Source organism: Pseudomonas sp. 10(2024), assembly GCF_045164175.1.
In the GTDB taxonomy this organism is placed as follows: domain Bacteria; phylum Pseudomonadota; class Gammaproteobacteria; order Pseudomonadales; family Pseudomonadaceae; genus Aquipseudomonas; species Aquipseudomonas alloputida.
In genome coordinates, this window is sequence record NZ_CP174006.1 from 3,420,112 (window position 1) to 3,443,603 (window position 23,492).

At 61.8% G+C, this 23,492-nt stretch carries 24 protein-coding genes; 11 read left to right on the top strand and 13 right to left on the bottom strand.

Features of this window, described 5'->3' with window-relative positions:
- From ACI7M0_RS15500 to ACI7M0_RS15545, 10 genes are all read right to left on the bottom strand, one after another.
- Window positions 1-642, bottom strand: coding sequence for a hypothetical protein (locus tag ACI7M0_RS15500; protein WP_104961945.1), 642 nt, complete (start codon window positions 640-642; stop codon window positions 1-3).
- On the bottom strand, window positions 639-1,445 hold the full coding sequence (locus ACI7M0_RS15505; protein WP_129932158.1) for an SDR family oxidoreductase: 807 nt from the start codon (window positions 1,443-1,445) through the stop codon (window positions 639-641). The genes ACI7M0_RS15500 and ACI7M0_RS15505 overlap by 4 nt, the downstream gene beginning before the upstream one ends.
- On the bottom strand, window positions 1,432-2,112 hold the full coding sequence (locus tag ACI7M0_RS15510) for a TenA family transcriptional regulator (RefSeq protein ID WP_129932157.1): 681 nt from the start codon (window positions 2,110-2,112) through the stop codon (window positions 1,432-1,434). Before ACI7M0_RS15510 ends, ACI7M0_RS15505 begins: the two co-directional genes overlap by 14 nt.
- A gap of 8 nt (window positions 2,113-2,120) precedes the next feature.
- Window positions 2,121-3,590 carry an AMP-binding protein gene (locus ACI7M0_RS15515; RefSeq protein ID WP_129932156.1) on the bottom strand — a complete coding sequence of 490 codons (1,470 nt, stop codon included), beginning with the start codon at window positions 3,588-3,590 and terminating at the stop codon, window positions 2,121-2,123.
- Window positions 3,580-4,260, bottom strand: coding sequence for a thermostable hemolysin (locus ACI7M0_RS15520; protein WP_129932155.1), 681 nt, complete (start codon window positions 4,258-4,260; stop codon window positions 3,580-3,582). Before ACI7M0_RS15520 ends, ACI7M0_RS15515 begins: the two co-directional genes overlap by 11 nt.
- A gap of 117 nt (window positions 4,261-4,377) precedes the next feature.
- Window positions 4,378-5,175, bottom strand: a complete 798-nt coding sequence (gene xth, locus ACI7M0_RS15525; protein ID WP_104961949.1) for an exodeoxyribonuclease III — start codon at window positions 5,173-5,175, stop codon at window positions 4,378-4,380.
- Window positions 5,172-5,414, bottom strand: a complete 243-nt coding sequence (locus ACI7M0_RS15530; protein WP_010953622.1) for a hypothetical protein — start codon at window positions 5,412-5,414, stop codon at window positions 5,172-5,174. Before ACI7M0_RS15530 ends, xth begins: the two co-directional genes overlap by 4 nt.
- A 65-nt stretch (window positions 5,415-5,479) precedes the next feature.
- Window positions 5,480-5,737: a hypothetical protein gene (locus tag ACI7M0_RS15535; RefSeq protein WP_003254043.1), complete on the bottom strand. Its 258-nt coding sequence runs from the start codon at window positions 5,735-5,737 to the stop codon at window positions 5,480-5,482.
- Window positions 5,738-5,865: 128 nt separating this feature from the next.
- Entirely contained in the window at window positions 5,866-7,050 is a 1,185-nt protein-coding gene (locus tag ACI7M0_RS15540) for a M20 aminoacylase family protein (RefSeq protein WP_129932154.1), read from the bottom strand.
- 1 nt (window position 7,051) lies between these two features.
- The gene (locus tag ACI7M0_RS15545; RefSeq protein ID WP_104961951.1) at window positions 7,052-8,353 is read right to left on the bottom strand and encodes an MFS transporter; all 1,302 of its coding nucleotides are present in this window, start codon (window positions 8,351-8,353) and stop codon (window positions 7,052-7,054) included.
- A gap of 373 nt (window positions 8,354-8,726) precedes the next feature.
- Here ACI7M0_RS15545 and ACI7M0_RS15550 point away from each other — a divergent pair, with 373 nt between their 5' ends.
- Complete coding sequence (locus tag ACI7M0_RS15550) at window positions 8,727-9,857, top strand: porin (protein WP_129932153.1); 1,131 nt, start codon at window positions 8,727-8,729, stop codon at window positions 9,855-9,857.
- Here ACI7M0_RS15550 and ACI7M0_RS15555 read toward each other — a convergent pair.
- Both ACI7M0_RS15555 and ACI7M0_RS15560 read right to left on the bottom strand, forming a co-directional pair.
- Window positions 9,834-10,772, bottom strand: coding sequence for a LysR family transcriptional regulator (locus tag ACI7M0_RS15555; protein ID WP_010953617.1), 939 nt, complete (start codon window positions 10,770-10,772; stop codon window positions 9,834-9,836). The two genes, ACI7M0_RS15550 and ACI7M0_RS15555, sit on opposite strands and share 24 nt — an antisense overlap.
- A gap of 86 nt (window positions 10,773-10,858) precedes the next feature.
- Complete coding sequence (locus tag ACI7M0_RS15560) at window positions 10,859-11,359, bottom strand: peroxiredoxin (RefSeq protein ID WP_010953616.1); 501 nt, start codon at window positions 11,357-11,359, stop codon at window positions 10,859-10,861.
- Between the two features lie 230 nt (window positions 11,360-11,589).
- Here ACI7M0_RS15560 and ACI7M0_RS15565 point away from each other — a divergent pair, with 230 nt between their 5' ends.
- From ACI7M0_RS15565 to ACI7M0_RS15580, 4 genes are all read left to right on the top strand, one after another.
- The gene (locus ACI7M0_RS15565) at window positions 11,590-12,573 is read left to right on the top strand and encodes a DUF1852 domain-containing protein (RefSeq protein ID WP_129932152.1); all 984 of its coding nucleotides are present in this window, start codon (window positions 11,590-11,592) and stop codon (window positions 12,571-12,573) included.
- A gap of 26 nt (window positions 12,574-12,599) precedes the next feature.
- Complete coding sequence (locus tag ACI7M0_RS15570; RefSeq protein WP_064490951.1) at window positions 12,600-13,634, top strand: methionine synthase; 1,035 nt, start codon at window positions 12,600-12,602, stop codon at window positions 13,632-13,634.
- A gap of 25 nt (window positions 13,635-13,659) precedes the next feature.
- A complete protein-coding gene (locus ACI7M0_RS15575; RefSeq protein ID WP_129932151.1) occupies window positions 13,660-14,169 on the top strand; it encodes a flavin reductase family protein in 510 nt (169 codons plus the stop codon).
- A gap of 98 nt (window positions 14,170-14,267) precedes the next feature.
- Window positions 14,268-15,197, top strand: coding sequence for a LysR family transcriptional regulator (locus tag ACI7M0_RS15580; RefSeq protein ID WP_129932150.1), 930 nt, complete (start codon window positions 14,268-14,270; stop codon window positions 15,195-15,197).
- Between the two features lie 66 nt (window positions 15,198-15,263).
- Here ACI7M0_RS15580 and ACI7M0_RS15585 read toward each other — a convergent pair whose 3' ends face one another.
- Window positions 15,264-16,151, bottom strand: a complete 888-nt coding sequence (locus ACI7M0_RS15585) for a LysR family transcriptional regulator (protein ID WP_129932149.1) — start codon at window positions 16,149-16,151, stop codon at window positions 15,264-15,266.
- A 95-nt stretch (window positions 16,152-16,246) separates the two neighbouring features.
- Here ACI7M0_RS15585 and ACI7M0_RS15590 point away from each other — a divergent pair, with 95 nt between their 5' ends.
- Genes ACI7M0_RS15590 through ACI7M0_RS15615 form a run of 6 tightly spaced genes read left to right on the top strand, consistent with a single transcriptional unit; the run spans window position 16,247 to window position 23,113 of the window.
- Window positions 16,247-17,689: an aldehyde dehydrogenase family protein gene (locus tag ACI7M0_RS15590; RefSeq protein ID WP_010953610.1), complete on the top strand. Its 1,443-nt coding sequence runs from the start codon at window positions 16,247-16,249 to the stop codon at window positions 17,687-17,689.
- A gap of 13 nt (window positions 17,690-17,702) precedes the next feature.
- On the top strand, window positions 17,703-18,689 hold the full coding sequence (locus ACI7M0_RS15595; protein ID WP_003254063.1) for a dipeptidase: 987 nt from the start codon (window positions 17,703-17,705) through the stop codon (window positions 18,687-18,689).
- 55 nt (window positions 18,690-18,744) lie between these two features.
- On the top strand, window positions 18,745-20,295 hold the full coding sequence (locus ACI7M0_RS15600; protein WP_129932148.1) for a BCCT family transporter: 1,551 nt from the start codon (window positions 18,745-18,747) through the stop codon (window positions 20,293-20,295).
- A 26-nt stretch (window positions 20,296-20,321) separates the two neighbouring features.
- Window positions 20,322-22,016, top strand: a complete 1,695-nt coding sequence (locus ACI7M0_RS15605) for a hypothetical protein (RefSeq protein WP_129932147.1) — start codon at window positions 20,322-20,324, stop codon at window positions 22,014-22,016.
- A gap of 2 nt (window positions 22,017-22,018) precedes the next feature.
- Window positions 22,019-22,714, top strand: coding sequence for a DUF3726 domain-containing protein (locus ACI7M0_RS15610; RefSeq protein WP_129932146.1), 696 nt, complete (start codon window positions 22,019-22,021; stop codon window positions 22,712-22,714).
- A gap of 27 nt (window positions 22,715-22,741) precedes the next feature.
- Window positions 22,742-23,113, top strand: a complete 372-nt coding sequence (locus ACI7M0_RS15615; protein ID WP_003254071.1) for a RidA family protein — start codon at window positions 22,742-22,744, stop codon at window positions 23,111-23,113.
- The last annotated feature ends 379 nt before the right edge of the window (window positions 23,114-23,492 follow it).

Genomic DNA, 23,492 nt, shown 5'->3' on the forward strand with positions numbered 1-23,492 from the left:
TCAGTCCTGTTTGTCCTTGATGGCCTTGAGTAAAGCATCGATATCGGCACGCCGGCCCTGGTCAGCCAACTCACGCCCCGGCCGGGGCGGTGCCTGCAAGGCTTTCTGCAGGGCGGCGGTAGCTTCAGGGTAGCGCTTCTGCCGATACAGATGATCGGCCCAGAAATAGTTGCTGTCGATACCGTTGGGGTTGATCTGCAAGGCTTTGCGCAGCATCTTGTCGGCCATCTCGGCATCACCGAAACCGATAGGCCAGCCGGGCACCTGGTCATACAGCGTGCCCAGGCTGGTGTAGGCCGAACCTTGCAGGGCGTTTGGGTCCAGCGTCATGGCCTGCTCCAGGCTGGCTTTCGCCGCCTTGACCTTGCCCAGTGCACCGAGGCCGCCCGTCGCCCCCGCCCAACTGCTGTTGATGATGCCCTCCCAGATCAACGGTTCAGGTGTGCCCGGATACTGATGAACAAACGTTGCTGCATCGCCTGCCAGCTTTTCGAAGGCGTCGGCACGCTTATCCTTGGGCATTTGGTACTGAATCTGCGCCCAGCGCTGCTGCAGATCACTCAGGCGCTGGCTACCTGCCTGGTCCAATGCCCAGGTGAAGGGTGCAAATGCCAGCAAGCTGGCAATGAACAGACGCTTCATTTGTTCGACTCCTTGGAGTGGCTGCCGATATAGCGGCGAATGACTGGCAGTTGCTTGCGCAGAGCGCGATCGACCATGCCCGGCAACATGCCGTTGATACGCACGAAGAGCTTTTCCGGCCACCCCAGGTAAAGCTCGGTGCGCTCGGATTGCACCGCCTGGAGCACAGCACGGGCGACGTCCGCCGGGTCGTCCATACCAACTTTCAGCGCTTGATTGAGCGCAGTCGCAGCGCTGCTGTTCATCGTTGTGCGGGTCGCCCGGGGGGCGGCATACAGCACGTTCACCGTGGTGTCGGCCAACTCGCGGCGCAGCGCTTCCGAAAAACCACGCAACGCAAACTTGCTGGCGCAGTAGGTGGCGTAGCCGGGGTAGCCGATCGAGCCATAGGTCGACCCGACATTGACCACCAACGCCTTGGGCTGAGCGCGCAGCAACGGCAGGCAGGCCCGGGTCAGTTGCAGGGGAGCCTTCAGGTTGATGTCCAATAGCTCGTCCAGCGCATACTCATCCAGCTGGTCGAGCAGAGCGAAGCGATTCACGCCAGCAGCGTTGATCAGCACATTCACAGCCCCCATCTCGCGTGCCCGCTCGATGACATGTTCGCGCCCTGACGGGCTGCGCAGGTCGGCTTCCTGCCAGCGCAGACGATCAGGGTACCGATTCATCAGGCCAGCCAGCTTGCCCATATGCCGACTGACGGCCAACACCTGGGCACCGGCAGCGCAGAGCTGTTCAGCCAATTCCAGGCCTATGCCCCCACTGGCGCCGGTGAGGATCACCACGGACTCAGCCAAACGCATGGTGCACCTCTTGCTGCCCGGCACGCGGGAGGCCCTGGAACATCTCGGTGTACAAGCGGTAGACGACCTTGGCCGCGTGGAGAACGGCCTGCTGGTCACCGGCATCGTCGAGGCGATCCATCAACTGTTTGTAGGTCACCATGTGCTCCTGGTCGAGCGCACCGTGCGAGCTGAGGTAGCTGAACGCCTGATCAGGCAGTGCCAATGTGTTCTGGATAACGCCTGCCGCCTGGGTGGCCAGGGCGATGCTGGTGCCTTCGAGCACGTTGACCATGCCGAACAACCCGACCGGGTTGCCACGGGCGATCAGGTCGTACAGGTAGGCGACCATCAGCTCGATGGATTGCACCGGCTGGCCATCGCGCACGGCCTCCCAGTCACCGCCGCACGCTCTGATGTCGTTGAGGATCCACTGCTCGTGGCCATATTCCTCTTCAATGTATTCGCAGACCGCGCCGCGCAGCCACTCCAGCCGCAGCGGCAATCGAGCCCCACAGGCCATCATCAGCGGCACGGTATGGCGCACGTGGTAATAGGCCTGGGTCAGGAAGGCGACGTAGCTGTCCAGGCTGACCTGGCCGGCCAGCGCTTCGCGGATCACCGGTACGGCGAACAGCGCCTGACGCTCTTGGGCGGTTTGTACTTGCAGGGTGTCGAAAAAGGACATTGTGAACCTCACAACGAGATGTCGGACAACAGGGTGTGGTAACGCTGCAAGATCGCCTCACGTCGCGGGCGGCCATTGGCAGTCAGGGTTTCGTCAAGCGTGCTAAGAGGCACTGGTAAGCGGCGCCAGGTGTGCACCCTGGCGTAATCGGGCAATCGCGCGTTGCATTGCTGTACGGCCTGTTCGATGGCCTCGTCGCTGATGCCGGGATCCAGCGGCCAGAGCAAGGCAAGGTTGCGTGGCAAGGCTTCGCCATGCACGAAAGCCTGGGCGATCACACCACTTTGGCTCAGCTCGGCCTCCACCCACTCCGGGTTGACGTTGCGCCCGAAACTGGTGATGAACTGATGCTTCTTGCGGCCATCCAGGTAGAGGTAGCCGTCCTCATCGAGGTGGCCTACATCGCCTGTTGCCCACCACTGCCCGGTTACAGGCGGCTCTCCCAGATAGCCCAGCAATGTCGAGCCGGCCACCAGGACTTCGCCATCCTCGGCGATGCGCACCTGCACATGCGGCAATGGCTTGCCGACGCTCCCAGGGCGCACAGCCCCTGTGCGGTTGAGCGCCACTACCGAGGCGCACTCGGACAAGCCGTAACCCTCGAACACCGGCAAACCGACCGCCTCGGCCCGCGCAAGCAGGCTTGGCGATACCCGAGCCCCGCCTACCGCCACCAAACGCAGAGGGCCGACCCGCATCAGCCCGCGTTCGATCGCTGTCACCAGCCCCATCAGCAGTTGCGGCACAAGGATCAGGCTCTGCGCCCCACTGAGGGCGATTGCGCCCAGCAGGCGCTTGAAATCGACCTGGCTTGCCCCTCCCATCCCCAACTGCTGCTGCGGATAGAGCTGCACACAAGCGCCAGCCATGAGCGCGGCGTAGACGCCCAGGTTTTCCAGCAAAACGCCCAGTGGCAGTACCGCCAGGTATCGCTGCGGCGCGGTTGGGCGGCTGGCGGCCTCCAGCTCATGCGCCACACGCAGCAGGGTTTCAGCGCTCAGGCACACGCCTTTGGGCGTGCCGGTGCTACCGGAGGTGTAAGTGATCTTGGCAGTGCCCTCAGGCAGCGCCGGGGCGACAAAACTGTCACGCAGCCAGACGCCAGCTGGCGCCTGCCGGGCAAAGCCAAGCGCAACAAGCTGATCAGCCCACTGCGCCTCGCACACGACCGCCGTCACTCCGCTTTGCTGCAAGCAGTGCTGGAACTGGGTCGCGCTGAAAAACGGCGGCACTGTCACACTGGCGCGTTCGGCGAACAGCGCCGCCAAATCCCAGAATAGCGCTTCGGGCCCGTTATCCAGCACCACGGCGAAGGTTCCCGGTGGTTGGCTGCGCAGGCAGCCCGCACGGGATTCGACTTCGTCGAGCAGTTGCCGGTAGGTGTAACGCTGCGCATCGCCCTGAACGGCCACGGCGTCAGGATGCTCCACGGCGTGCTGGCGCAACAGTGCCTGAAAGGCTGTCAGTTCATGCCGCATGGCCGGTCTCCAGGGCTAACATGGGAAACCCAAGCCGCTCGAACATCCCCGCCTGCTTCAGGGCATCGAAGCCAACGCCTATGTTGCCGGCAAATACCTGGGGTCGCTGGTCGTAATAGGTCCCCCACTGGTCCACTTGGCCCTGCAAGCGCGCAGGATCCGCTGAGGCCAGAACAGTGGGCACCAGCCCCAGTCGCCGGAAACTGTTGAACAGTGTCGCGGCGCCCGTGAATGCGACCCACTCCAGACCGCGCATGGCCAGCAACCACGTCACGGCGATGATCATTATTCGAGCGCTACCGGCGCTGAGCGAGGCCAGGTTGCCTACTTCTACCATGCAGTTGCGATCCGGTGAGGCACCGGTTACCCGTGAAACAGCGGATTCCAGAGGCTCGTCCAGGTACCGCTCAAGAAAGAGCGGCCCTTCGCTGGCCGGTCGCATGCCCGCCGCCGCAATCAGCCGACCGTGGCTACCCTGCAAGGCAAGTAGCTCCGGCAGGTAATGCTGCACATCCGCCTGGTGCACACTGGCAAAGCGCTCGTGTATGAAGTGCTCCAGCTCGCCTCGCCCATGATCGTCGCTGAGGTGAAGAGAAAGATGCGCCTGATGATCGGCATGGCTACCGATGGGTAACGGAAGCAAACTGTGCCATTGATGAGACTGAGTCATGAAGTTTCCCCCGCCTAGGTGCGACTGAGGGAATTATCGGGGCCGAATCTGAATGCAATCTGAAGTCGGTTACTGTCGCAACGCCTCAGCCCGGCGCTCATTCATGTGCTGAACTGACTATGACCGAGCACGACGCGCACCCAGCTCGATCCAGACGGGCGCATGGTCGCTGGCCTTGGCCTCGTTGCGCACCCATGCATCGACACCCGCCCGTTTCAGATAAGGCGCAAGCTCGCGATTGAGCAACAGGTGATCGATTCGCAACCCGGCATTGCGGGCCCAGTGGTTACGGAAATAGTCCCAGAAGGTGTAGACACGCTCGTCCGGGTACAGATGGCGTATGGCATCGAGCCAGCCCTGGTCAAGCAGTCGTTGGTAACACGCTCGCGACTCAGGCTGCAGCAGTGCGTCCTTCAGCCAGGAACGCGGGTTATAGATGTCCATGTCGGTGGGCACGACATTGAAATCCCCTGCCAGCAGCGTGGGGTGGCCACTTTCATAGAGGCTGCGCGCATGCTGGATCAGGCATTCGAACCAGTGCAGCTTGTAATCGAACTTTGGCCCGGGCTGCGGGTTGCCGTTCGGCAGGTAGAGACAAGCGACCAACACCCCGTGTGCCGCAGCTTCCAGATAGCGGCTCTGGCTGTCCTCTTCCAGGCCGGGCAAGCCGCGGCGAACTTCGAGCGGATCGCTGCCCCGCACCAGAATGGCCACGCCGTTCCATGACGGTTGCCCATGATGAAGGCTGCCATAGCCTGCTGCCTCCAGCTCCGCGCGAGGGAATTGCTGATCGGCCGCCTTCAGCTCCTGCAGGCAGGCAATGTCGGGCTGCTCCCGCTCCAGCCAGGCCAGCAGCGCCGGCAAACGGCTGCGGATGCCATTGATGTTGAAGGTGGCAATCTTCAGCGCTTTCATGCGTCCGGGTCGCTCACATGGGCCTGCACGGCATCTTCCAGCGCGCGGATATGCGCCTCATCGGCCAGCGCCTTGAGCGCCAACCAGTCGTCCCAGTCGATGGCACCGTCGTCGCGCAGGGCCTCGGCTGTGCGAAGCAGTTCATGGTGGTAGGCATCCGGTGACGCGCGCCGGTAACTGATGTCGTCGTACTGGGCGTACCAGGCTTCAAGCTCGGCAATGGTGCGTTCGATGCTCATGAAAGCGTCCTCGCTGTCCCCTTTGCTTGTCAGAACCCGGGCACAGCGCGACGTTCAATCAGGCGTCACTGAAAGTAATGGGGATACCGTGCCATGTCGCTCTCCAGCTTGTCCGCATCCGCTGCCCTCTTGCGCACTTCGGCATAAAACAGCTGGCACTGGTTCTGAAACCTGGTGAAATCGCGGTTGGCGGTTTCAATGGCACTGCTCCGGTCGCTGCCCGCGAGGCCTTCGACAAGCCGCTGTGACGAGGTATACGCCTGCCAGCAGGCTTCAACCTGCTGCAGCCCCTTTGCAAGGTTCTCGGTGTCGATAGTCGCCATTGCAGCACCCTCTTTGGACCGAGCCTGGTCCGTCGGTGTGAATCGCCAGAGCGACGATAACGGGATGAAGCCTGTCACGACGCGCTTCGGCTGAGAGCGTAGACTATTTCGGCGCAGATGACGCAGGGTCAACGCAGATAGTCCTGAACCCACTTCACCCAACAATCAGCGCCAATTTTCACCAACGCATCATTGAAATCGTAGTGGGGGTTATGCACCGAGCACCCATGGAACTCGCCCGTGCCATTGCCCAGCATGAAGTAACAGCCAGGCCGCGCCTGCAACATGTAGGCAAAGTCTTCGGTGCCCATGACCTTCTTCGGCATCTTGTCCAGCAGCGCGCCGTCGGCGAACAACGGCCTCAGGCTGTCACGCAGCAACGTGCTTTCGTGATCGCTGTTGCACAAGGCGGGCGCCAGTTGGGTGAATTGCACATCAATCTCCACGCCATAGCTTTCTGCGTGCCCCTTGGCCAGGGCGTCAATGCGGCTGTTGATCTTCTGCTGGGTCTGGGCCGTGTCAGTGCGCACGCTCAGCAACATGCAGGCCTCGTCAGGGATGATGTTGTATACGGTGCCGGCCTGGATCATGCCGATGCTGATCACGGCGTAGTCCTCGACGCTCAGGTTGCGCGACTTGATGGTCTGGATGCCACTGATCAGGCTGTTCAACGCCATCACCGGGTCTACCGACAGTTCCGGCATCGCACCATGCCCGCCTTTACCGGTAATCCGAATGCTGACACGTTCGGAAGACGCCATGGTGGGCCCCGCCTGCACCACGCACGTGCCCACCGGCAGGCCGGGCATGTTATGCAGCGCATACACCGAGTCGCACGGAAAGCGCTCGAACAGGCCGTCGTCGATCATCGCCTTGGCCCCCGCCAGGCCTTCCTCGTCGGGCTGGAATATCACGTTCAACGTCCCGTTGAACTGGCGTGTAGCCGCCAGTTGCGCAGCGGCTGCCAGCAGGATCGCGGTATGCCCGTCATGGCCACAGGCATGCATGCGGCCAGGGATCTTGCTGGCATGCGCAAACGCATTCTTTTCGCCCATGGGCAGTGCGTCCATGTCTGCACGCAACCCGATGCTGCGCGAGCTGTCCCCCACTTTCAGCACGCCGACCACACCATGCCCGCCCACATTGCGATGCACTTCATAGCCCAAAGCTTGCAGCTTGTCGGCTACCAGGGCCGCCGTATCAGGGGTGTCGCCGCCAATTTCCGGCGCAGCGTGGATCTGCCGGCGCAGCATGACGAACTCATCCAGCTCGGCGGCTGAGCCCGGTGTTTGATTGCTCTGCAAAATACCCATATCACTCGCATCCTTTGTTTTCAGGGAAGTATCTGAGGCAGGCCAGGCTGACGACGCCGCCGGCCAGCAGGAAGTAGGCTGGCGCCAACGGCGTGCCCAGCGCTGCAATCAGCCAGGTGGCCACCAATGGCGAGAAACCACCGAACAGGGTCACCCCCAGGCTGTAGCTGACCGAGGTGCCGAACGAGCGCCTGGCCTTCGGGAAGCCCTCCATGATCAGCGCGAAGAACGCACCGGCACCGATACAGGTCGGCAAGATCAGGATCGCCACGCCCATCATGGCCAGGCCCATGTGCTGCACTTGCCCGAGCAGATAGAACACGGGCAGGGTCAACACCACCGGCGCGGCGACGGTCCACACCAGCAGGCGTTTTCTGAGCTGATACTTGTCGGCGAATTTGCCGGCCAACGGGCAGATGACGGCCATGCAACCGCTACTGATGCAGGCAATCGCCATCGCGCTGCCGGGTGGATAATGCAAGGCGGTGGTCAGGTAGGTCGGCATGTAGAACACGAACAGGTACATGCCAATGGTCGAGCTGGCCATCAGGCCGATGCCTTGGGCGATGCGTTTGAGCAGTTCGGCATCCAGCCCCCGCTCTGCCTTCTGCGCCGGTGCGGCCTCATGGGTTTCCGGCAACCGCGTGCGTATGTACCAACCGACTGGCCCGATCAGCAGGCCGAAGATGAACGGTATGCGCCATCCCCAGCTTTCCAGCGCGGAAGGGTCGAGCAACTGGCTGAGGGCCAGGCCAAAGCCGGCCCCCACCAAGGCGGCATAGCCCTGGCTGGCGGCCTGCCAGCTGACGCTCTGGCAGCGATTGCCGACCGCACTGGATTCCATCAGGAATACCGACGCGGTACCGACCTCCCCGCCTGCCGACATGCCCTGGATGAGCCGGCCGGTCACCAGCAGCAACGTGGCGAAAATCCCGATCTGTGAATACGTGGGCGCAAAGGCAATCATTGCGGTGCCCAGGGTCATCAGCCCGATGGTCAGGCTCAAAGCGGCCTTGCGTCCATGCCGGTCAGCATAGCGACCGATGACCATCGCCCCGACCGGGCGCATCAGGAAACCGACGCCAAAGGTGGCCAGCGACATCAACAACGACGCCATGGCCGAGTCGGAGGGGAAGAAGTGCTTGCCGATCAGTACAGCGAAGAAGCTGTAGATCGTGAAGTCGTACATTTCCAGCGCATTGCCCAACGAGCAGGCGACCAAGGTTTTACGGGAGGACGATACCTGCGCGGCTGAATGCCCACCTTTTTGCAGGCTCGGCGATGTGGGTAGCGGTCTGATCATTGTTGTCTCCGTTGGCAAATCGCGGCGTGCAGCGAATATCAGCCAATCGGGCACCCAATACACTTGCAGTTTCGGCATAGGGATAACCAATGAGCAATTTGCCGGCGCGATCGTTGGCCAAATTGCCCTGAGCTGGCGCACAGTCCGCCCTCGCTTCGCGCGCGGCCCCAATAACGCCCACAGATCAGCATCCGTAGCGCAGCGTTGGCGCGGGTACGAAGCCTGTCTAACGCGGATGCGCTCGCCAATCCACACGCCGCGCCAGCCCCTGATTAACCAAACGGCATGACCTGACCGAATAAGCAATCACGCTGCAACGTTCTGTTCACCGACGCTAAAGCCACCACATCACCGTGCTGGCCTGGAGTCGTGAATGAACACTCGCATTACGTCGTTGCTGTTGATGATCCAAGGGGCTTGCCTTGCTGCGCAGGCAGAGGCAGAGGGTTTTCCGACGCTCGCGCGGATTGCGCCGGGTTTTGGTTATTACGGGCTGGATTACGGCTTCGATGACACGCTCAAGGTGTACGGCACCGTGGATGCATTCGCCAGCTATCACGACTCACAGCACCACTCGGGTTTCAGGCTGGCCGGTGGCGGCGCCTGGACCAACAAGCTCGGGCTGTACGCACGCAAGGCGCTTGACCCCGATACCGTCGTGGAGCTTGACGTCGAGGAGGGTTTCAACCTCAATGGCGAGGCCCTGGAGGGCACCTGGGACACTGTCGGTACCCTGCGCCTGGCGACAGTCGCCCTGCGCTCGCGCACCCTGGGCAAGCTCGAGTTCGGCAAGACCTACGGCATGGCCACGCCCACCTACGCCGACCCGTTCCTGGCCACCTATGGCTCGCCCTACACCTACCTGGCCCTGCCTGCCGCCGGCAAGGGCGCCTTTTACCTTGACCTGCGCCCCAAGCACACCCTGGCTTACACCAGCCCGACCTTCAGCGGCTTCAGCCTCGGTACCGCGCTGAGCTTCGGCTTCGACGATGCCGCCAGCGCTGGGCGCACCGTGCGTGGCGGTGGCGCCCGGCTGCAATACCGCAACAGCCGGGTGATGTTGCTGGCCTCCTACAACCGTTACTACAGCGACCCATGGGACGACGGCGGCGTTTCACGCCAGACCGCCAACGATTTCAAGAGCCTGTCGGCGTTCTACGATTTCGGCCCGCTGGCCACCAGCCTCACCTGGCAACGTCAGGACGTGGACCAGGCCGGCACGCCCAGCACCACGCTCTACACCTTCGGCATGATGGCGCCGGTGGGCGAGCTGGACGTGCTGCGCCTGGCAGTGATGCAACGCCAGGTCAGCGCCCGCGACAAGGACGCGTGGGGAGTGATGATCGGCTATGACCACTTCATCAACCCCCGCTGGGCCCTTTATGGACGCCTTGGCATGATCGCCAACCAGCGCGCCTCGTCGGTCACCTACGCCGGCACCCCGGTGGATCAGGCGGGCGATAACCCAAGCAACGTCTCGCTAGGCATGTACTACCACTTCTGACCCCACGGGGCGGGTCTGCTTGAGCACCTGCCCGCGCAAGCTGTGGAACAGCTCCTGGGCAGGCGCCGTGAGGCTGTGGCGGTCAATGCAGACCAGGTTGATGGGGTAATCCGGAATCAACTCCTGCACCGCCATGGCGACGAACTCGCAATCGATACCGTAGGTAAATCCTTGGTCCACTGCCAGTTCGCTGATGGTCATCAACGATTCCGTGTTCTTCAACAGCTTCAGCGCCATCATCACTGAAGTGCATTCAACGGTGTTCTGTGGCACCCGAAGGCCGTTGGCCTCGAACAGTTGGTGAAACTGCGAAGCCTGGTCGGACAACTCGTCCAGGCTGATCCAGGGGGCGTATTGCAAGGTGCGCAGTGACTGGCTGAACTTCTGCCGATTCGAGGCGTGGCAAATCACCCTGCCCTTGATACTGCCCAGTGCCTCCCAGTCCAGGCTCAGCCGACTCAGCGGTTGCTGCGAAGTAATGGCAAAGTCCAGGCTGCCATCGCGCAAGCGCTGCAGGATCTGGCTGGGGCGCAAGTCGGTGATGGTGATCTTCACCCGCGGGTACTTGCGCCGAAAGGCCAGGATACTTTCATCGACGCCATCGAGCATCGCCGTCAACGACGTCACCCCGATCGACACGGCGCCCAGCGCCGCATCCTGAATGCTCGCCGCTTCGATCTGCAGGCGGCGTATGCTCTCTACCACGAGGTTGGCATGGCGGATGACACGCTTGCCTTCCTCGGTAAGGGCCATGCCTTTGTGCGACCGCTGCAACAGGGTAAACCCCACCTCCCGCTCCAGCTCCTTGATCGAACGGCTCAGCGCGGGCTGAGTAATGTGCATGAGCTTGGAGGCTTCGAGGATGCTGCCTGCGTTATGAATGGCGACCAGCGCCCTGAGTTGGTGAAGTTTCAACCGTCTGTACCTTGTTGTTAGCGGCCGGTTCGAAAGGTGTTCTGGCAGCCCTGACAGCCGTTGTCGGCAAGGCCTGAAAGGTATGGCTAGCGCAACACAGCCAGCAGGCTGGCCGCATCGCTGACCTCGAACTTGCCGGGGCTTTCAACCGCAATGTACTGGACTACCTGGTCGTCGACCAACATCGCATACCGCTGCGAGCGCCGCCCCAAACCGCGTGCCGAAAGGTCCTGGGTCAGGCCCAGCGCCTCGCTGAATTCGCCATTGCCATCGCCGATCATCTTGACCGCATCCCCGACCTGCAAGCTGTTGCCCCAGGCGTTCATGACAAAGGCATCGTTCACCGAGACGCACAGGATCTCGTCAATGCCAGCTGCGAACAACGCAGGGGCCGCCGCGACATAACCGGGAACATGACGTTCAGAGCAAGTCGGGGTGAACGCGCCCGGCAACGCGAAGATCAGCACCTTCTTGTGCTTGCAACGCTCGCGAATGGAAAAGGCCTTGGGGCCGATCGCGCAGGCGCCTGCGTCGTTGTTGTATTGATAAAGGGTAACGTCGGGCAATTGATCGCCGGTTTTGATCATCGCTGTCTCCTGGGTGAAGTGAAGGCCAGGCAGCCATGATGCCGCAGTCAACCAGGCAACGCATCATGAGCAGAGCTAAAAAACCTGTGAAATAACTTCAATATCATTCATGCAGCGCCCCACCTAGGATACGCCTCAATCAAGCACATCAAGATTACGCTGTGAACGACTCAGCTACGCAACTGACCAGCACTGGATCGCTCACACTCAGGCACCTGGAAGCCGTTACCATGGATAAAGCGCCAACATTCACCGTCAAGCGCATTGCGTTCGACGAACATTATCACCCTGCCGAAAACACCCGCATCACGACCAACTTCGCCAATTTGGCACGGGGTGCAAACCGCCAGCAAAACCTGCGCAATACCTTGGCGATGATCAACAACCGTTTCAATGCGCTGGCGCACTGGGACAACCCCGAACATGATCGCTACCGCGTAGAGCTGGACATCATATCGGTGGAAATGAACATTGAAAACGCGCAGCACGGCAATGCCCTGCCGCTGATCGAAATATTGAAAACCTATATTGTCGACCGCAAGAACAATACTCGCCTCGAAGGCATGGTAGGCAACAACTTCTCCTCGTACGTGCGCGATTACGACTTCAGCGTACTGTTACTGGAGCATAACAAGCATCGGTCGACCTTCAGCATTCCCGATCATTTCGGCGAGCTGCACGGCAACCTGTTCAAGTGTTTCGTCAACTCGCCAACCTACCAGGAGCACTTCAGCAAACCCCCGGTTATCTGCCTGAGCGTATCGAGCAGCAGGACTTACCTGCGCACCGAAAATCAGCACCCTGTGCTAGGTGTTGAGTACCTGCAGGATGCGTACTCGCTGACGGATGAATACTTCAAGAAGATGGGCTTGAAGGTGCGCTATTTCATGCCGCCGAACAGCGTCGCCCCGTTGGCATTTTATTTTGCCGGCGACTTGCTGGCTGACTACACCGACCTTGAACTGATCAGCACCATCAGCACCATGGACACCTTTCAGAAAATCTACCGACCCGAGATCTACAACGCCAATTCTCCCGCAGGCAAGGCCTACCAGCCCAGCCTGAACAACCAGGATTACTCGCTCACGCGCATTGTCTATGACCGGGAAGAGCGCAGCCGCCTGGCGATCGAGCAGGGCAAATTTGCCGAGGAGCAATTTGTCAAACCCTACCAGGCCACGCTGGCGCAATGGTCCGCTCAATACGCACGTTGAACATTCAAAGCACAAGGTCACTGTTCATGAACAAATTGCTACCCACCTCCACTGCCGGCAGCCTGCCGAAACCCGCCTGGCTTGCTCAACCCGAAACACTCTGGTCACCGTGGAAGTTGCAAGACGAGCAACTGGTCGAAGGCAAACAGGATGCCTTGCGCCTGGCCTTGCAAGAACAACAACACGCCGGTATCGACATCGTCAGTGACGGCGAACAAACCCGCCAGCACTTTGTCACCACGTTTATCGAGCACCTCAGCGGCGTTGATTTCGAACAACGGAAAACCGTCAGAATCCGTGATCGCTACGATGCGAGCGTACCGACGGTTGTGGGTGCTGTCGCTCGACAAAAACCGGTGTTTGTCGAAGATGCCAAATTCTTGCGCCAGCACACCACACAGCCGATAAAGTGGGCGCTGCCCGGTCCCATGACCATGATCGACACACTGTATGACAACCACTACAAAAGCCGCGAAAAACTGGCCTGGGAATTCGCCAAGATTCTCAACCAGGAAGCCAGAGAACTGGAAGCCGCGGGCGTGGACATCATTCAGTTCGACGAACCGGCATTCAATGTTTTCTTTGACGACGTGAATGACTGGGGCGTGGCTACCCTGGAAAGGGCCATCGAGGGCCTCAAGTGCGAAACGGCCGTCCATATTTGCTATGGCTATGGCATCAAGGCCAATACCGACTGGAAAAAGACCCTCGGTTCAGAATGGCGGCAATATGAACAGGCCTTCCCCAAACTGCAGCAGTCCAGCATCGATATCATTTCGCTGGAATGCCATAACTCCCATGTTCCGATGGACCTGCTCGAGCTGATTCGCGGCAAGAAAGTCATGGTCGGCGCCATCGATGTGGCCACCCATGTCATTGAAACACCCGAACAGGTCGCCGCCACCCTGCGCAAGGCTCTGCAATTCGTCGATGCCGACAAGCTCTACCCTTGCACCAACTGCGGCATGGCGCCCCTGCCCCGCCAGGTAGCCAGCGGCAAGCTCAAGGCCTTGAGTGCAGGCGCAGCCATCGTCCGTCAGGAACTCGCTAACGCACGCTGAAATGAATGCAGCCACAGGATCTACCATGTTGCTTTCCGGTACGGCGATCGAGCCGTCGACTTTTCGCCAGGCACTCGGGCACTACGCATCCGGCATCACGGTGATTACATCGCACCATGAAGGTGAGCCGATCGGCTTCACCTGCCAGTCGTTCTACAGCGTATCGATGAACCCGCCGCTGGTGTCATTCAGTGTGATGTCCAGTTCGGCCAGCTACCCGAAAATCCGCCAGGCTGGCCGCTTCACGGTCAACATCCTGTCAGGTGAGCAGGTCGGCATTTCCAACCAGTTTGCCCGGCGCGGCGCCAACAAGTGGCACGGCGTCGAATGGCAAGCGTCGCCGTTGGGCAACCCGATCATTGCCGGCAGCCTGCACTGGCTTGATTGCGAAATTCACGCCGAACATGCCGCCGGGGACCACCTGATCGTGATTGGCGAAGTCAAAGCGTTGAACCTGCAGGCAACTGCTGCCACGCAGCCACTGCTGTATTTCAAGGGGCAGTACTGCAACCTCGCCGCGCCTCACGCGGCTTGAGCCTCACCCTACTCACGGAAAACCCATCAAAGGAATTGTCAGGATCACGCAGCAGTGAAGAAAACCCGCCATTACTGCGTTGATCCGCCATTTTACTCATGATCGATTTACGCCACCTGCGAACCCTCCACGCGCTGCGTGAAACCGACAGCCTGCACGAGGCCGCCGAGCGCCTGCACCTGACACAATCAGCCCTGTCGCACCAGTTCCGCGATATGGAAGAGCGCATCGGCATGCCACTGTTCGTGCGCAAATCCAGGCCGGTGCGCTTCACCAGCGCCGGGCTGAAGCTGCTGCAGCTGGCCGATCAGGTGCTGCCTCAGATCCGCAATACCGAACGGGACCTGGGCAAACTGGCCGGCGGCTGCGCCGGACGGTTGCACATCGCCATCGAGTGCCACAGCTGCTACCAGTGGCTGATGCCTTCAGTGGATGAGTTCCGCGGCGCCTGGCCTGAGGTGGAACTGGACCTCGCCTCCGGTTTTTCCTTCGCGCCACTGCCAGCCCTGGAGCGCGGCGACCTGGACCTGGTGGTGACCTCCGACCCGGTGACACTGCCGGGTATCAGCTACGTGCCGTTGTTCAGTTACGAGGCGCTGCTGGCCATCGACAACCACCACGCCATGCGCCACAAGCCGTACCTGGAGCCCGCCGATATCGCCAGCCAGACACTGATCACCTACCCGATCGAACGCACCCGTCTGGACATCTTCACCCGCTTCCTCGACCCCGCCAACGTCGAGCCCGCACAGATACGTACTTCGGAACTTACCGTGATGATGATGCAACTGGTTGCGTCCGGGCGCGGCGTCTGCTGCCTGCCCAACTGGGCCGTGCACGAATACAGTTCGCGCGGCTATGTAACCGCCAAGCGCCTTGGCGAGCACGGCCTGCAGGCAAACCTCTATGCTGCGCTGCGCAGTGACATGCTGGAGGTGCCGTACGTGCGTGATTTTCTGCTCACGGCCAAGGACATCTCGTTCACCACGCTGGCAGGTGTCAGCGTGGCGTCAGGCCCGGTTCTCTGAAAGCCGGGCGTGCGTTTGCGAACCTCAGTGCCGGCGATGGCGCGCCATGCCCCTACCGCCAACGAATCAGCCAGCCTTCGCCAACTGCACTTGCAGAAACGCCATCAGTGCCCCCGCCACAGGTGACAAGCTGCGCCCTTTGCGGGTGAGCATGCCGATATGCCGTTCTACCCTGGGCTCCTCAAGAGGTACGAACGCCAGTTTGTCGTTCTCCTGCGGAAAAGCGAGGTACGGCAAGGTACTGATCCCTACCCCCTCCTCCAGCATGGCGATCAACGAAATCATGTTGGAAATGAACAGCCGGCTATCGGCCAGCAAACCCTCGGCCTCGGTACCCGCCAGCAATTGCGAGGTACCGTTGCGGATCATCGGCACGCCCAGCAACTGCGCCCAATGCAGCCGCCCCCCCGCCTGCGCCAGCGGGTGGTCGCTGCGGCACACCACGCCAACCTGATCATTCACGATGGGGGCGAATTCGAGCTGGTCATCGTCCACCCACAGGCTGCTGATGCCGAAATCCACCTGCCCTTGAGCGAGCAACTGCTGCACACGTTCGGCCGTGCCGTCCTGAATGCTGACCTGCACGTTGGGGTGCGCAGCCACAAAGCGGGCCAGCGGCCCTGGCAGCATTCGGCTGGCCACAGAAGGCACGGTGGCGATGCTGACCTGGCCGATTTCATGCCGGGCAAACAGCATGGCTTCACGCGCAATACGGTCATGGTGCTCGATCAAGCCACGAAACAACGGGAGGCAATGCTCGCCATATGGCGTCAGCTCTACCCGGCCACCGCCCTTTTCGACCAGTGCCTGCCCCAGCTTCTGCTCCAGTTCACGCAGGGCCAGGGATATCGCAGGCTGGGTGCGAAAGGCCTGGCGGGCGGCCGCGTGGAAACTCTTGTGTTCGGCGACCAGTACGAAGTAACGCAACTGGGCGATTTTCAGCTCGGGCAACATGGTTAGCATTCCTTATCAAAGCATTTTTTTTATTAATTTTTATTTGCTGCATATTGCTCGCATGATGAATGCCATGCAAACGGAGGCGTTCATCCATGTCACACAAGACCTACAACAACTACATCGATGGCCAGTGGTGTGAAGGCCACGCCACTTTGGGCAACTACAGCCCCTCGGACACTGGCGACCTGATCGGCCAGTACCATCAGGCCAGCGCCGAACAGGCCCGCCAGGCCATCCAGGCCGCCCGCGCCGCTCAACCCCTGTGGGCCGCCAGTGGTCTGGAAAGCCGCCAGCAAGTGCTGATGGCCATCGGCGACGAGCTGATCGCCCGCAAGGAAGAGCTCGGCGAACTGCTGTCGCGAGAAGAAGGCAAACCCTTGGCCGAAGGCATCGGCGAGGTCAATCGCAGCGGCCAGTTCTTCCATTACTACGCCGCCGAAGTGCTGCGCCAGATGGGCGAGACTGCCGCCTCGGTGCGCCCTGGGGTCGACATCGAAGTGCATCGCGAACCGGTGGGTGTAGTGGGCATCATTACCCCATGGAACTTCCCCATGGCCACCGCCGCCTGGAAAATCGCCCCGGCCCTGGCCTTCGGCAACGCCGTGGTGTTCAAGCCGGCCAACCTGGTGCCGGCCAGTGCCTGGGCGCTCACCGAGATCATCAGCCGTCAGGGCCTGCCCAGCGGCACCTTCAACCTGGTGATGGGCAGCGGTGCCGACGTCGGCGAGGCCCTGATCCAGTCCGCCGAGATCGATGCCCTGACGTTCACCGGTTCTCTGCAGACGGGCCGACGCGTAGCGGTGGCCACCGCCGGTAACCTGGTGCGCTGCCAGCTGGAAATGGGTAGCAAGAATGCCCTGGTGGTCATGGACGACGCCGACCTCGAACTGGCCGTGGAATGCGCGCTCAACGGGGCCTTCTTCGGCACCGGGCAGAAATGCACCGCTTCGTCACGGCTGATCGTCTGCGACGGCATCCACGACCGCTTCGTCGAGGCGCTGCGCCTGCGCATGCGCCAGCTCAAGGTCGGCCATGCACTGGAGGCTGGCGTCCAGATCGGCCCGGTCGCTGACGCGCGCCAGCTGGAACAGAACCTGGCCTACCTGCAATTGGCCCAGGCCGAAGGCGCCACCCTGATCGAAGGTGGCGAGCGCCTGCAACTGGCCTGCGATGGCTACTACATGCGCCCTGCCTTGTTCATCAACAGCCGCAACGACATGCGCATCAACCGCGAGGAAGTGTTCGGCCCCATCGCCTGCGTGATCCGCGTGCGCGATTTTGAAGAGGCGCTGGCCACGCTCAATGATACCGAGTACGGCCTCACCGCCGGGATCATCACCCAGTCGCTACGCCACGCCAGCCACTTCAAACGCCGCGCCCAGACCGGCTGCGTGATGGTCAACCTGCCCACCGCCGGCACCGACTACCACGTGCCATTCGGGGGCCGTAAAGCCTCGAGTTTCGGCCCTCGGGAACAGGGGCAATACGCTCGCGACTTCTACACCGTGGTCAAGACCACCTACCTGCGGCCCTGAAGGAATACATGCCATGCACGACCTCTTGATGATCGACGGCCTGCAGTACTCCAACTGGAGCCAGGAAATATTCCAGCAGATGCAGGCCGGTGGCCTGAGCGCGGTGCACGCCACCATCGCCTACCACGAAAACGCCCGCGAAACCCTGTCGCGCCTGGGCGAGTGGAACCGCCGCTTCGAGACATGGCCCGAGCTGATCCGCCCGGTACGCACGGCCAGCGACATCCGCCTGGCCCACGAGGAGGGCCGGGTGGGCATCTTCTTCGGCTTCCAGAACTGCTCGCCGATCGAGGACGACATTGCCCTGGTGGAGGTTTTCCGCCAGCTCGGGGTGTTCGTCATGCAGCTGACCTACAACAACCAAAGCCTGCTGGCCAGCGGCTGCTATGAGCGCGAGGACAACGGCATCAGCCGCTTCGGCCGCCAGGTGATCGCCGAAATGAACCGCGTCGGCATGCTCATCGACATGTCTCACAGCGCCGAGCGAAGCACGCTTGAGGCCATCGAACTGTCGAGCCGACCGGTGATCATCTCCCACGCCAACCCTGCCAGCTTCCACGCCGCCAAGCGCAACAAGTCCGATGCGGTGCTACGCGGGATCGCAGAGTCCGGCGGGCTGCTGGGGTTCAGCACCTACCCGTTCCATCTCAAGGGTGCCTCGGACTGTAGCCTGGAAAGTTTCTGCGACATGGTCGCGCGCACCGCCGACCTGATGGGTGTGGAGCACATCGGCATCGGCACCGACCTGTGCCAGGCGCAACCCTTGTCTGTGCTGGAATGGATGCGCAACGGCCGCTGGAGCAAGGACAAGGACTACGGCGAAGGCTCCAGGGACAACGCCAACTGGCCGGCGCCCTTGCAGTGGTTCCGCGACAGCCGCGACTTCCGCAACATTGCCCAGGGCCTGCGCGCCCGCGGCTTTGCCGAGCACGACGTGGGCAACATCATGGGGCTGAACTGGTTGCGCTTGCTGGAGACCGCCACCACGGCACAGGCCTGAACCCCTTGCACGGACAGCATCAACAATAAAAAAAATCGCAGGTTCCGGAGGTTTCATGAAAAACCCAACCACCTTGCAGGCCGACGGCCAGGCCATGGGCCTGCCTATGGCACGCGATATCGACTGGCCGTTGTTCCTGATCAGCGGCGGATTCCTCGGCGCCTTCCTGCTGGCGGCGCTGATCGACATCGACACCGTGTCGGCGCTGGTCAATACCCTGTTCGCCTGGTCGACAAAGGCCTTTGGCCTCTATTGGCAAGTGCTGATGCTGGTAACCTTCGCCGTCAGCCTGTTCATCGGGTTTTCCAGATGCGGGCGTGTACGCCTGGGCGGGGTCACCCAGCGCCCGGACGTCAGCACCTTCAACTGGATCGCAGTGATCATGTGCGCCTTGCTGGCAGGTGGTGGCGCCTTCTGGGCCGCTGCCGAACCCTTGATGCACTTTGCCAGCCCACCGCCCTTCTTCGCCGGCATGCAACCGCACAGCGAAGCAGCGGCCACCGCGGCACTGGCGCAATCGTTCGTGCACTGGGGCTTCCTGGCCTGGGCCGTTCTGGGTAGCCTGCTGGCGATCGTGCTGATGCACCTGCATTACGATAAAGGCCTTCCGCTGGCGCCGCGTACCCTGCTCTACCCCCTGTTCGGCAAGCGAGCGCTCAAGGGCCCGATCGGCACCTTGGCCGACGCTGCCTCGATCATCGCGGTAGTGGCCGGCACCATCGGTCCGATCGGTTTCCTTGGCCTGCAGATCAGCAGCGCCATGCACGCCGTGTGGGGGTTGCCCAACACTATCGTCACCCAGTCGCTGACCATTGTCCTGGTCACCGCGATGTACACTGTCTCGTGCCTGGTGGGCCTCAAAGGCATCCGCTTTGTCAGCGAGATCAACGTCTGGTTGATGATCGGCCTGGCACTGTTCATGGTGGTATTCGGACCGACGCTGTTCATCCTCGGCGGTTTCCCGGCGGCCTTTGCCCTGCACGTGGAGCACTTCATCCCCCTGACGATGTTCCGCGCCGACCCCAAATGGCTGGACTGGTGGACGGTGTTCTACTGGGGTTGGTTCATCGGCTACGCGCCCATGGTGGCACTGTACGTCGCGCGGATCTCGCGGGGCCGCACCATCCGCGAGATCATCATGACGCTGTCGATCATCGCACCGCTGGTGACCATGTTCTGGTTCACCGTGGTAGGCGGTACCGGGATCGGCCTGGAGCTGCAAACGCCAGGCAGCGTCACCGCCCATGGCGCCAAGCCTGAAGACCTGTTGCTGGGAGTGACGCAGAACCTGCCACTGGGTGGCCTTGTCAGCGCGCTGTTCCTGTTCCTGAGTTTCATCTCGGTGGCCACCAATGGCGACGCCATGGCCTTCACCGTGGCGCTGGCGATGTCCAGCGACGATAAACCGAAGAAGTGGTTGCGCGGTTTCTGGGCAATCGGCATGGGCCTGGCGGCGGTGGTGCTGATCACCATTGGCGCAGGCGGTGTGACGGCCCTGCAATCCTTCATTGTCATCACCGCGGTGCCGGTGTCGCTGGTGATCCTGCCAGCCCTGTGGGATGCCGTGCGCATCGCTCGACACATGGCCCGTGAACAAGGCGTCTGAACATGATCCATCCAGGTACAACAACAATGCCCAACAGCGTGCCTGCAATACCCGCGTTGCGCCCTGCCAGCCAAGTCATGGACCTGGCCCGGCTGGGTAGCCACTTCCAGAGCCCGCTAAGCTTCGTGCGCAGCAGCATGCGGCGGATGATGCAACAGCGCTGGCAAATCCGGCGCAGCTGTTTCGACCTCGATGGCCAAGGCTTCGGCACTGCGATCTACCGCATCGAAACGCCGAACGGCCATTACCACTGCGTGATCTTCTCGGCCTACCTGCCGCCGGAAAAGCGCAGCGATCGGGTCATCGCCGACCAGTGGGACGTCAGCTTCGTGCTGGTGGCCGGCGATGTCGACTCGGCACAGCTGGCCGACCTGCAACGCAACGTGCCGCTGCAGGAAGCAGGCCGCTTCGATGCACGCGTGCTGGTGTTGTCGCGGGCCAACCGTAGCTTGCGCAATTTCGACCGGTTTCTGGCGGCGCTGGCAGAAGGTCGCCAGCCCGATCCACAGCAACTGGCTGAAGTCGGCTACCTGTATCGCACTACAGCTGTTTACGGTAACGGCAAGTTCGGCATCGCCGATTTTGGTTGCCTGCAAGATAACCCGGACTTCAACCAGCCGTTCAGCGCGCAGATGTTCACCGTCTACCTGCTGCGTCACTTCAGCATCGAGCAGATCAACCACATGGCCCAGGCACTCGCCCCGCAGCGGGCAGTGCAACTGGCCCCGGCCCTTCAACGCTACCTGGGGGTCGGCAACGCGACCGGGCTGGGAATGGCCCCTTTTCTGATCAACCACCCTCAACTGGTGGAGCACTGGATCAGTACGCGGGAAGCGGCCCTGGCCCTGGTGCTGGCGCAGTCGGCGGAGCCCGCCCCGTTGGCGCGCCTGCAGCAATTGCTGGCGCGCGCCCAGTTGCACCTGAGCCAGTCCCGGACCGAAGACCAGCGCCAGCATGAGCAGAACCTGCAAACCTTGGCCGAGCTTGCTTTACTGGCCACCTGGCTTGGCACGCAAGCCGACGGCGCGGGCCTTTGGCCGCGCCTGCTGGCCTGGGCGCAATTACACACGGGGGTGGGCTGCCAGGAGCTTCTGGTCAGCCTGCTGCTGGAGCTGTACCCCGAGCAGGTCACGCCCCTGGCCGAGCACATGGGGGTCAACGAAAGCTGGCAGCTGGACGCCCAGATGCCCCTTGGGCAACTGCGCCAGCTCATCGAGCAGCAGTATGGCTGGGCGTTGCGCTACGACTTCAGTGCTGCCGATGCGGAGCACTTCTTCTGGTACCGCTCAGCTGAAAAAGAAGAGCCGCGCCTGGGCATTCGCGCAGAGGAGCCAGGGGCCGAAAAAGAAATGCAGCTGGGTATCGCCCGCAATATCCAGCAGTGCCATAGCGCGCTGCTGGAGCACCTGCAACTGCAGCCTCAGGCGCTGACCGCTCACTTCCTGATCGCCCAACCGATGTTCAAGGGCGCGGTACGCCGCCTGCAAGGCATGGCAAAAACGAACTACGGTGAAATCCGTGCCAATCTGCTGGCCCGGGACATGCTGCCGATTCACCTGCTGCGCTGCAAACTGGCATTTTTCGGCGCGGGGAAATTCGACCCCAAGTCAAGCCGCTGGGTGCGTATCACGCTGTTCCAGGGCGCGCCGCTGGTCAGCGACATCGGTCAGCCGTTCGCAGACGACTGGAATTTCGCAGTCATGCCGCAAAGGGAGTTTTGACCATGCGCGTATCGCTTAACGAAATACAGGTGATGTGCCGCAAGGCATTCGAAGGCATGGGCTTCGCCCCGGGCGACTGCGAGGATGCCGCCGAACTCGTGGGCTGGTTGCAACTGCAGGGGCTCGATGGCGTCGGTGCACTGGAAAAGGCGTTGCGTTATCTGCAAGCCGAAGCTGCACGGCCATACGCCTTGTGCCATGAGGATAACGCCCTGCTGGTGATCGACGCCAAGGGCCAGAGCGTGTTGCGCTGCGCCGCCACGGTGGTGGAACTGGCGGCAGCCAAGGCCATGCGCTGTGGTCAGGCCGAACTGCGCATACGCCACTGCCACAACCGTTTGCTGTTGCTGGGCTACCTGAGCCGGGCAGCGGTGCAGGGGCTGCACGTGCAAGCCCGCTGGGAGGACGCCCGCCAATGCCACTGGGCCGACTTCACCGCTGGCATGCCGCGCCCGGAACTGAGCAGTGAAGCCCGGCCCCGGGGCATTGAAGCGGCCGCGCAAGACGTAACGGTGCTGTTCACCCGAGCAGGCCAGACCGCCCAGGCAATAAGCGACCCGCAGCGCACACTGCAGCAAGGTTTTACAGTCAACGAACATACCTGGCAAAGGCTCAGGCAGCTGGCCGAACACATCCTTGTCGAGAGCACCGATGCCTCACGCCGCCACGGTGCAGGCGGCGGCAGCGACGCCGACTGAACACCCTTGCCACTGAGGAAACAACCCATGAAGCATGCGATAAAGACCGAGCTGTTCGCCTCCAGGGCGCCACTGGAATGGGCGGTCGTCGGCAACGGTACGTTGTACACGGCTCAGATCCCAATCGATACGCAGGGCCAGGTGGTTGCCGGCGGCATCGAGGCCCAGGCCCGCCAGACACTGGACAACCTGCGCCACACCCTGGAAGCCGCTGGCAGCTCGCTGGATGCCGTGACCCAGGTGCTGATCTACGTGACCGACCGCCGTTATCTGGCGACTGTGAATGCCGTGTACGCCGAGTATTTCCAGGCACCCTACCCCAACCGCGCGGCCGTAGTGGTGGCGGGCCTCGCCCGGGAAGAAATGCTGGTGGAGCTGGTGGTCTACGCCTGCCTCTGACGCCCTGAAGGCGCCCGTCTCACGATATTCAGCGTTCGCGCAATCGAGTGCCGCCCGCGCGGCGCTCGATACATGCCCCCTCCGCCCCACGTCATGCACCCGGAATATTCCCTTTTTCGCCCGCCAGGCACCGGCCTGCGCCCCATTTCGGTTCAAAAGCCGCGCCCGGATCAATAGCGCCCTTTTTTGATGCGCCGGCCCTTGCGGCCAGACAGCTCACATCGGTTGTGCCCCTCACATTTCCCGCCCCCCAGAGCCGCCAGGCGTGTTCGGCACTTTTATTGCACAGACTGATTGTGCTCAACGCACAGGCAATCTACCGAGACCGAGGTTAACGCGAGACACAGCTCCCACTTACCCCAGCAAGGCAGCACCCTGA

Coding starts and splice junctions, on each gene's coding strand:
- ACI7M0_RS15595 (WP_003254063.1), top strand. CDS start 17,703: ATGCACGACCTCTTGATGATCGACGGCCTGCAGTACTCCAACTGGAGC.
- ACI7M0_RS15510 (WP_129932157.1), bottom strand. CDS start 2,112: ATGTCCTTTTTCGACACCCTGCAAGTACAAACCGCCCAAGAGCGTCAG.
- ACI7M0_RS15515 (WP_129932156.1), bottom strand. CDS start 3,590: ATGCGGCATGAACTGACAGCCTTTCAGGCACTGTTGCGCCAGCACGCC.
- ACI7M0_RS15550 (WP_129932153.1), top strand. CDS start 8,727: ATGAACACTCGCATTACGTCGTTGCTGTTGATGATCCAAGGGGCTTGC.
- ACI7M0_RS15580 (WP_129932150.1), top strand. CDS start 14,268: ATGATCGATTTACGCCACCTGCGAACCCTCCACGCGCTGCGTGAAACC.
- ACI7M0_RS15575 (WP_129932151.1), top strand. CDS start 13,660: ATGTTGCTTTCCGGTACGGCGATCGAGCCGTCGACTTTTCGCCAGGCA.
- ACI7M0_RS15545 (WP_104961951.1), bottom strand. CDS start 8,353: ATGATCAGACCGCTACCCACATCGCCGAGCCTGCAAAAAGGTGGGCAT.
- ACI7M0_RS15560 (WP_010953616.1), bottom strand. CDS start 11,359: ATGATCAAAACCGGCGATCAATTGCCCGACGTTACCCTTTATCAATAC.
- ACI7M0_RS15535 (WP_003254043.1), bottom strand. CDS start 5,737: ATGGCGACTATCGACACCGAGAACCTTGCAAAGGGGCTGCAGCAGGTT.
- ACI7M0_RS15600 (WP_129932148.1), top strand. CDS start 18,745: ATGAAAAACCCAACCACCTTGCAGGCCGACGGCCAGGCCATGGGCCTG.
- ACI7M0_RS15590 (WP_010953610.1), top strand. CDS start 16,247: ATGTCACACAAGACCTACAACAACTACATCGATGGCCAGTGGTGTGAA.
- ACI7M0_RS15520 (WP_129932155.1), bottom strand. CDS start 4,260: ATGACTCAGTCTCATCAATGGCACAGTTTGCTTCCGTTACCCATCGGT.
- ACI7M0_RS15615 (WP_003254071.1), top strand. CDS start 22,742: ATGAAGCATGCGATAAAGACCGAGCTGTTCGCCTCCAGGGCGCCACTG.
- ACI7M0_RS15610 (WP_129932146.1), top strand. CDS start 22,019: ATGCGCGTATCGCTTAACGAAATACAGGTGATGTGCCGCAAGGCATTC.
- ACI7M0_RS15570 (WP_064490951.1), top strand. CDS start 12,600: ATGAACAAATTGCTACCCACCTCCACTGCCGGCAGCCTGCCGAAACCC.
- ACI7M0_RS15540 (WP_129932154.1), bottom strand. CDS start 7,050: ATGGGTATTTTGCAGAGCAATCAAACACCGGGCTCAGCCGCCGAGCTG.
- ACI7M0_RS15500 (WP_104961945.1), bottom strand. CDS start 642: ATGAAGCGTCTGTTCATTGCCAGCTTGCTGGCATTTGCACCCTTCACC.
- ACI7M0_RS15565 (WP_129932152.1), top strand. CDS start 11,590: ATGGATAAAGCGCCAACATTCACCGTCAAGCGCATTGCGTTCGACGAA.
- ACI7M0_RS15505 (WP_129932158.1), bottom strand. CDS start 1,445: ATGCGTTTGGCTGAGTCCGTGGTGATCCTCACCGGCGCCAGTGGGGGC.
- ACI7M0_RS15585 (WP_129932149.1), bottom strand. CDS start 16,151: ATGTTGCCCGAGCTGAAAATCGCCCAGTTGCGTTACTTCGTACTGGTC.
- xth (WP_104961949.1), bottom strand. CDS start 5,175: ATGAAAGCGCTGAAGATTGCCACCTTCAACATCAATGGCATCCGCAGC.
- ACI7M0_RS15605 (WP_129932147.1), top strand. CDS start 20,322: ATGCCCAACAGCGTGCCTGCAATACCCGCGTTGCGCCCTGCCAGCCAA.
- ACI7M0_RS15530 (WP_010953622.1), bottom strand. CDS start 5,414: ATGAGCATCGAACGCACCATTGCCGAGCTTGAAGCCTGGTACGCCCAG.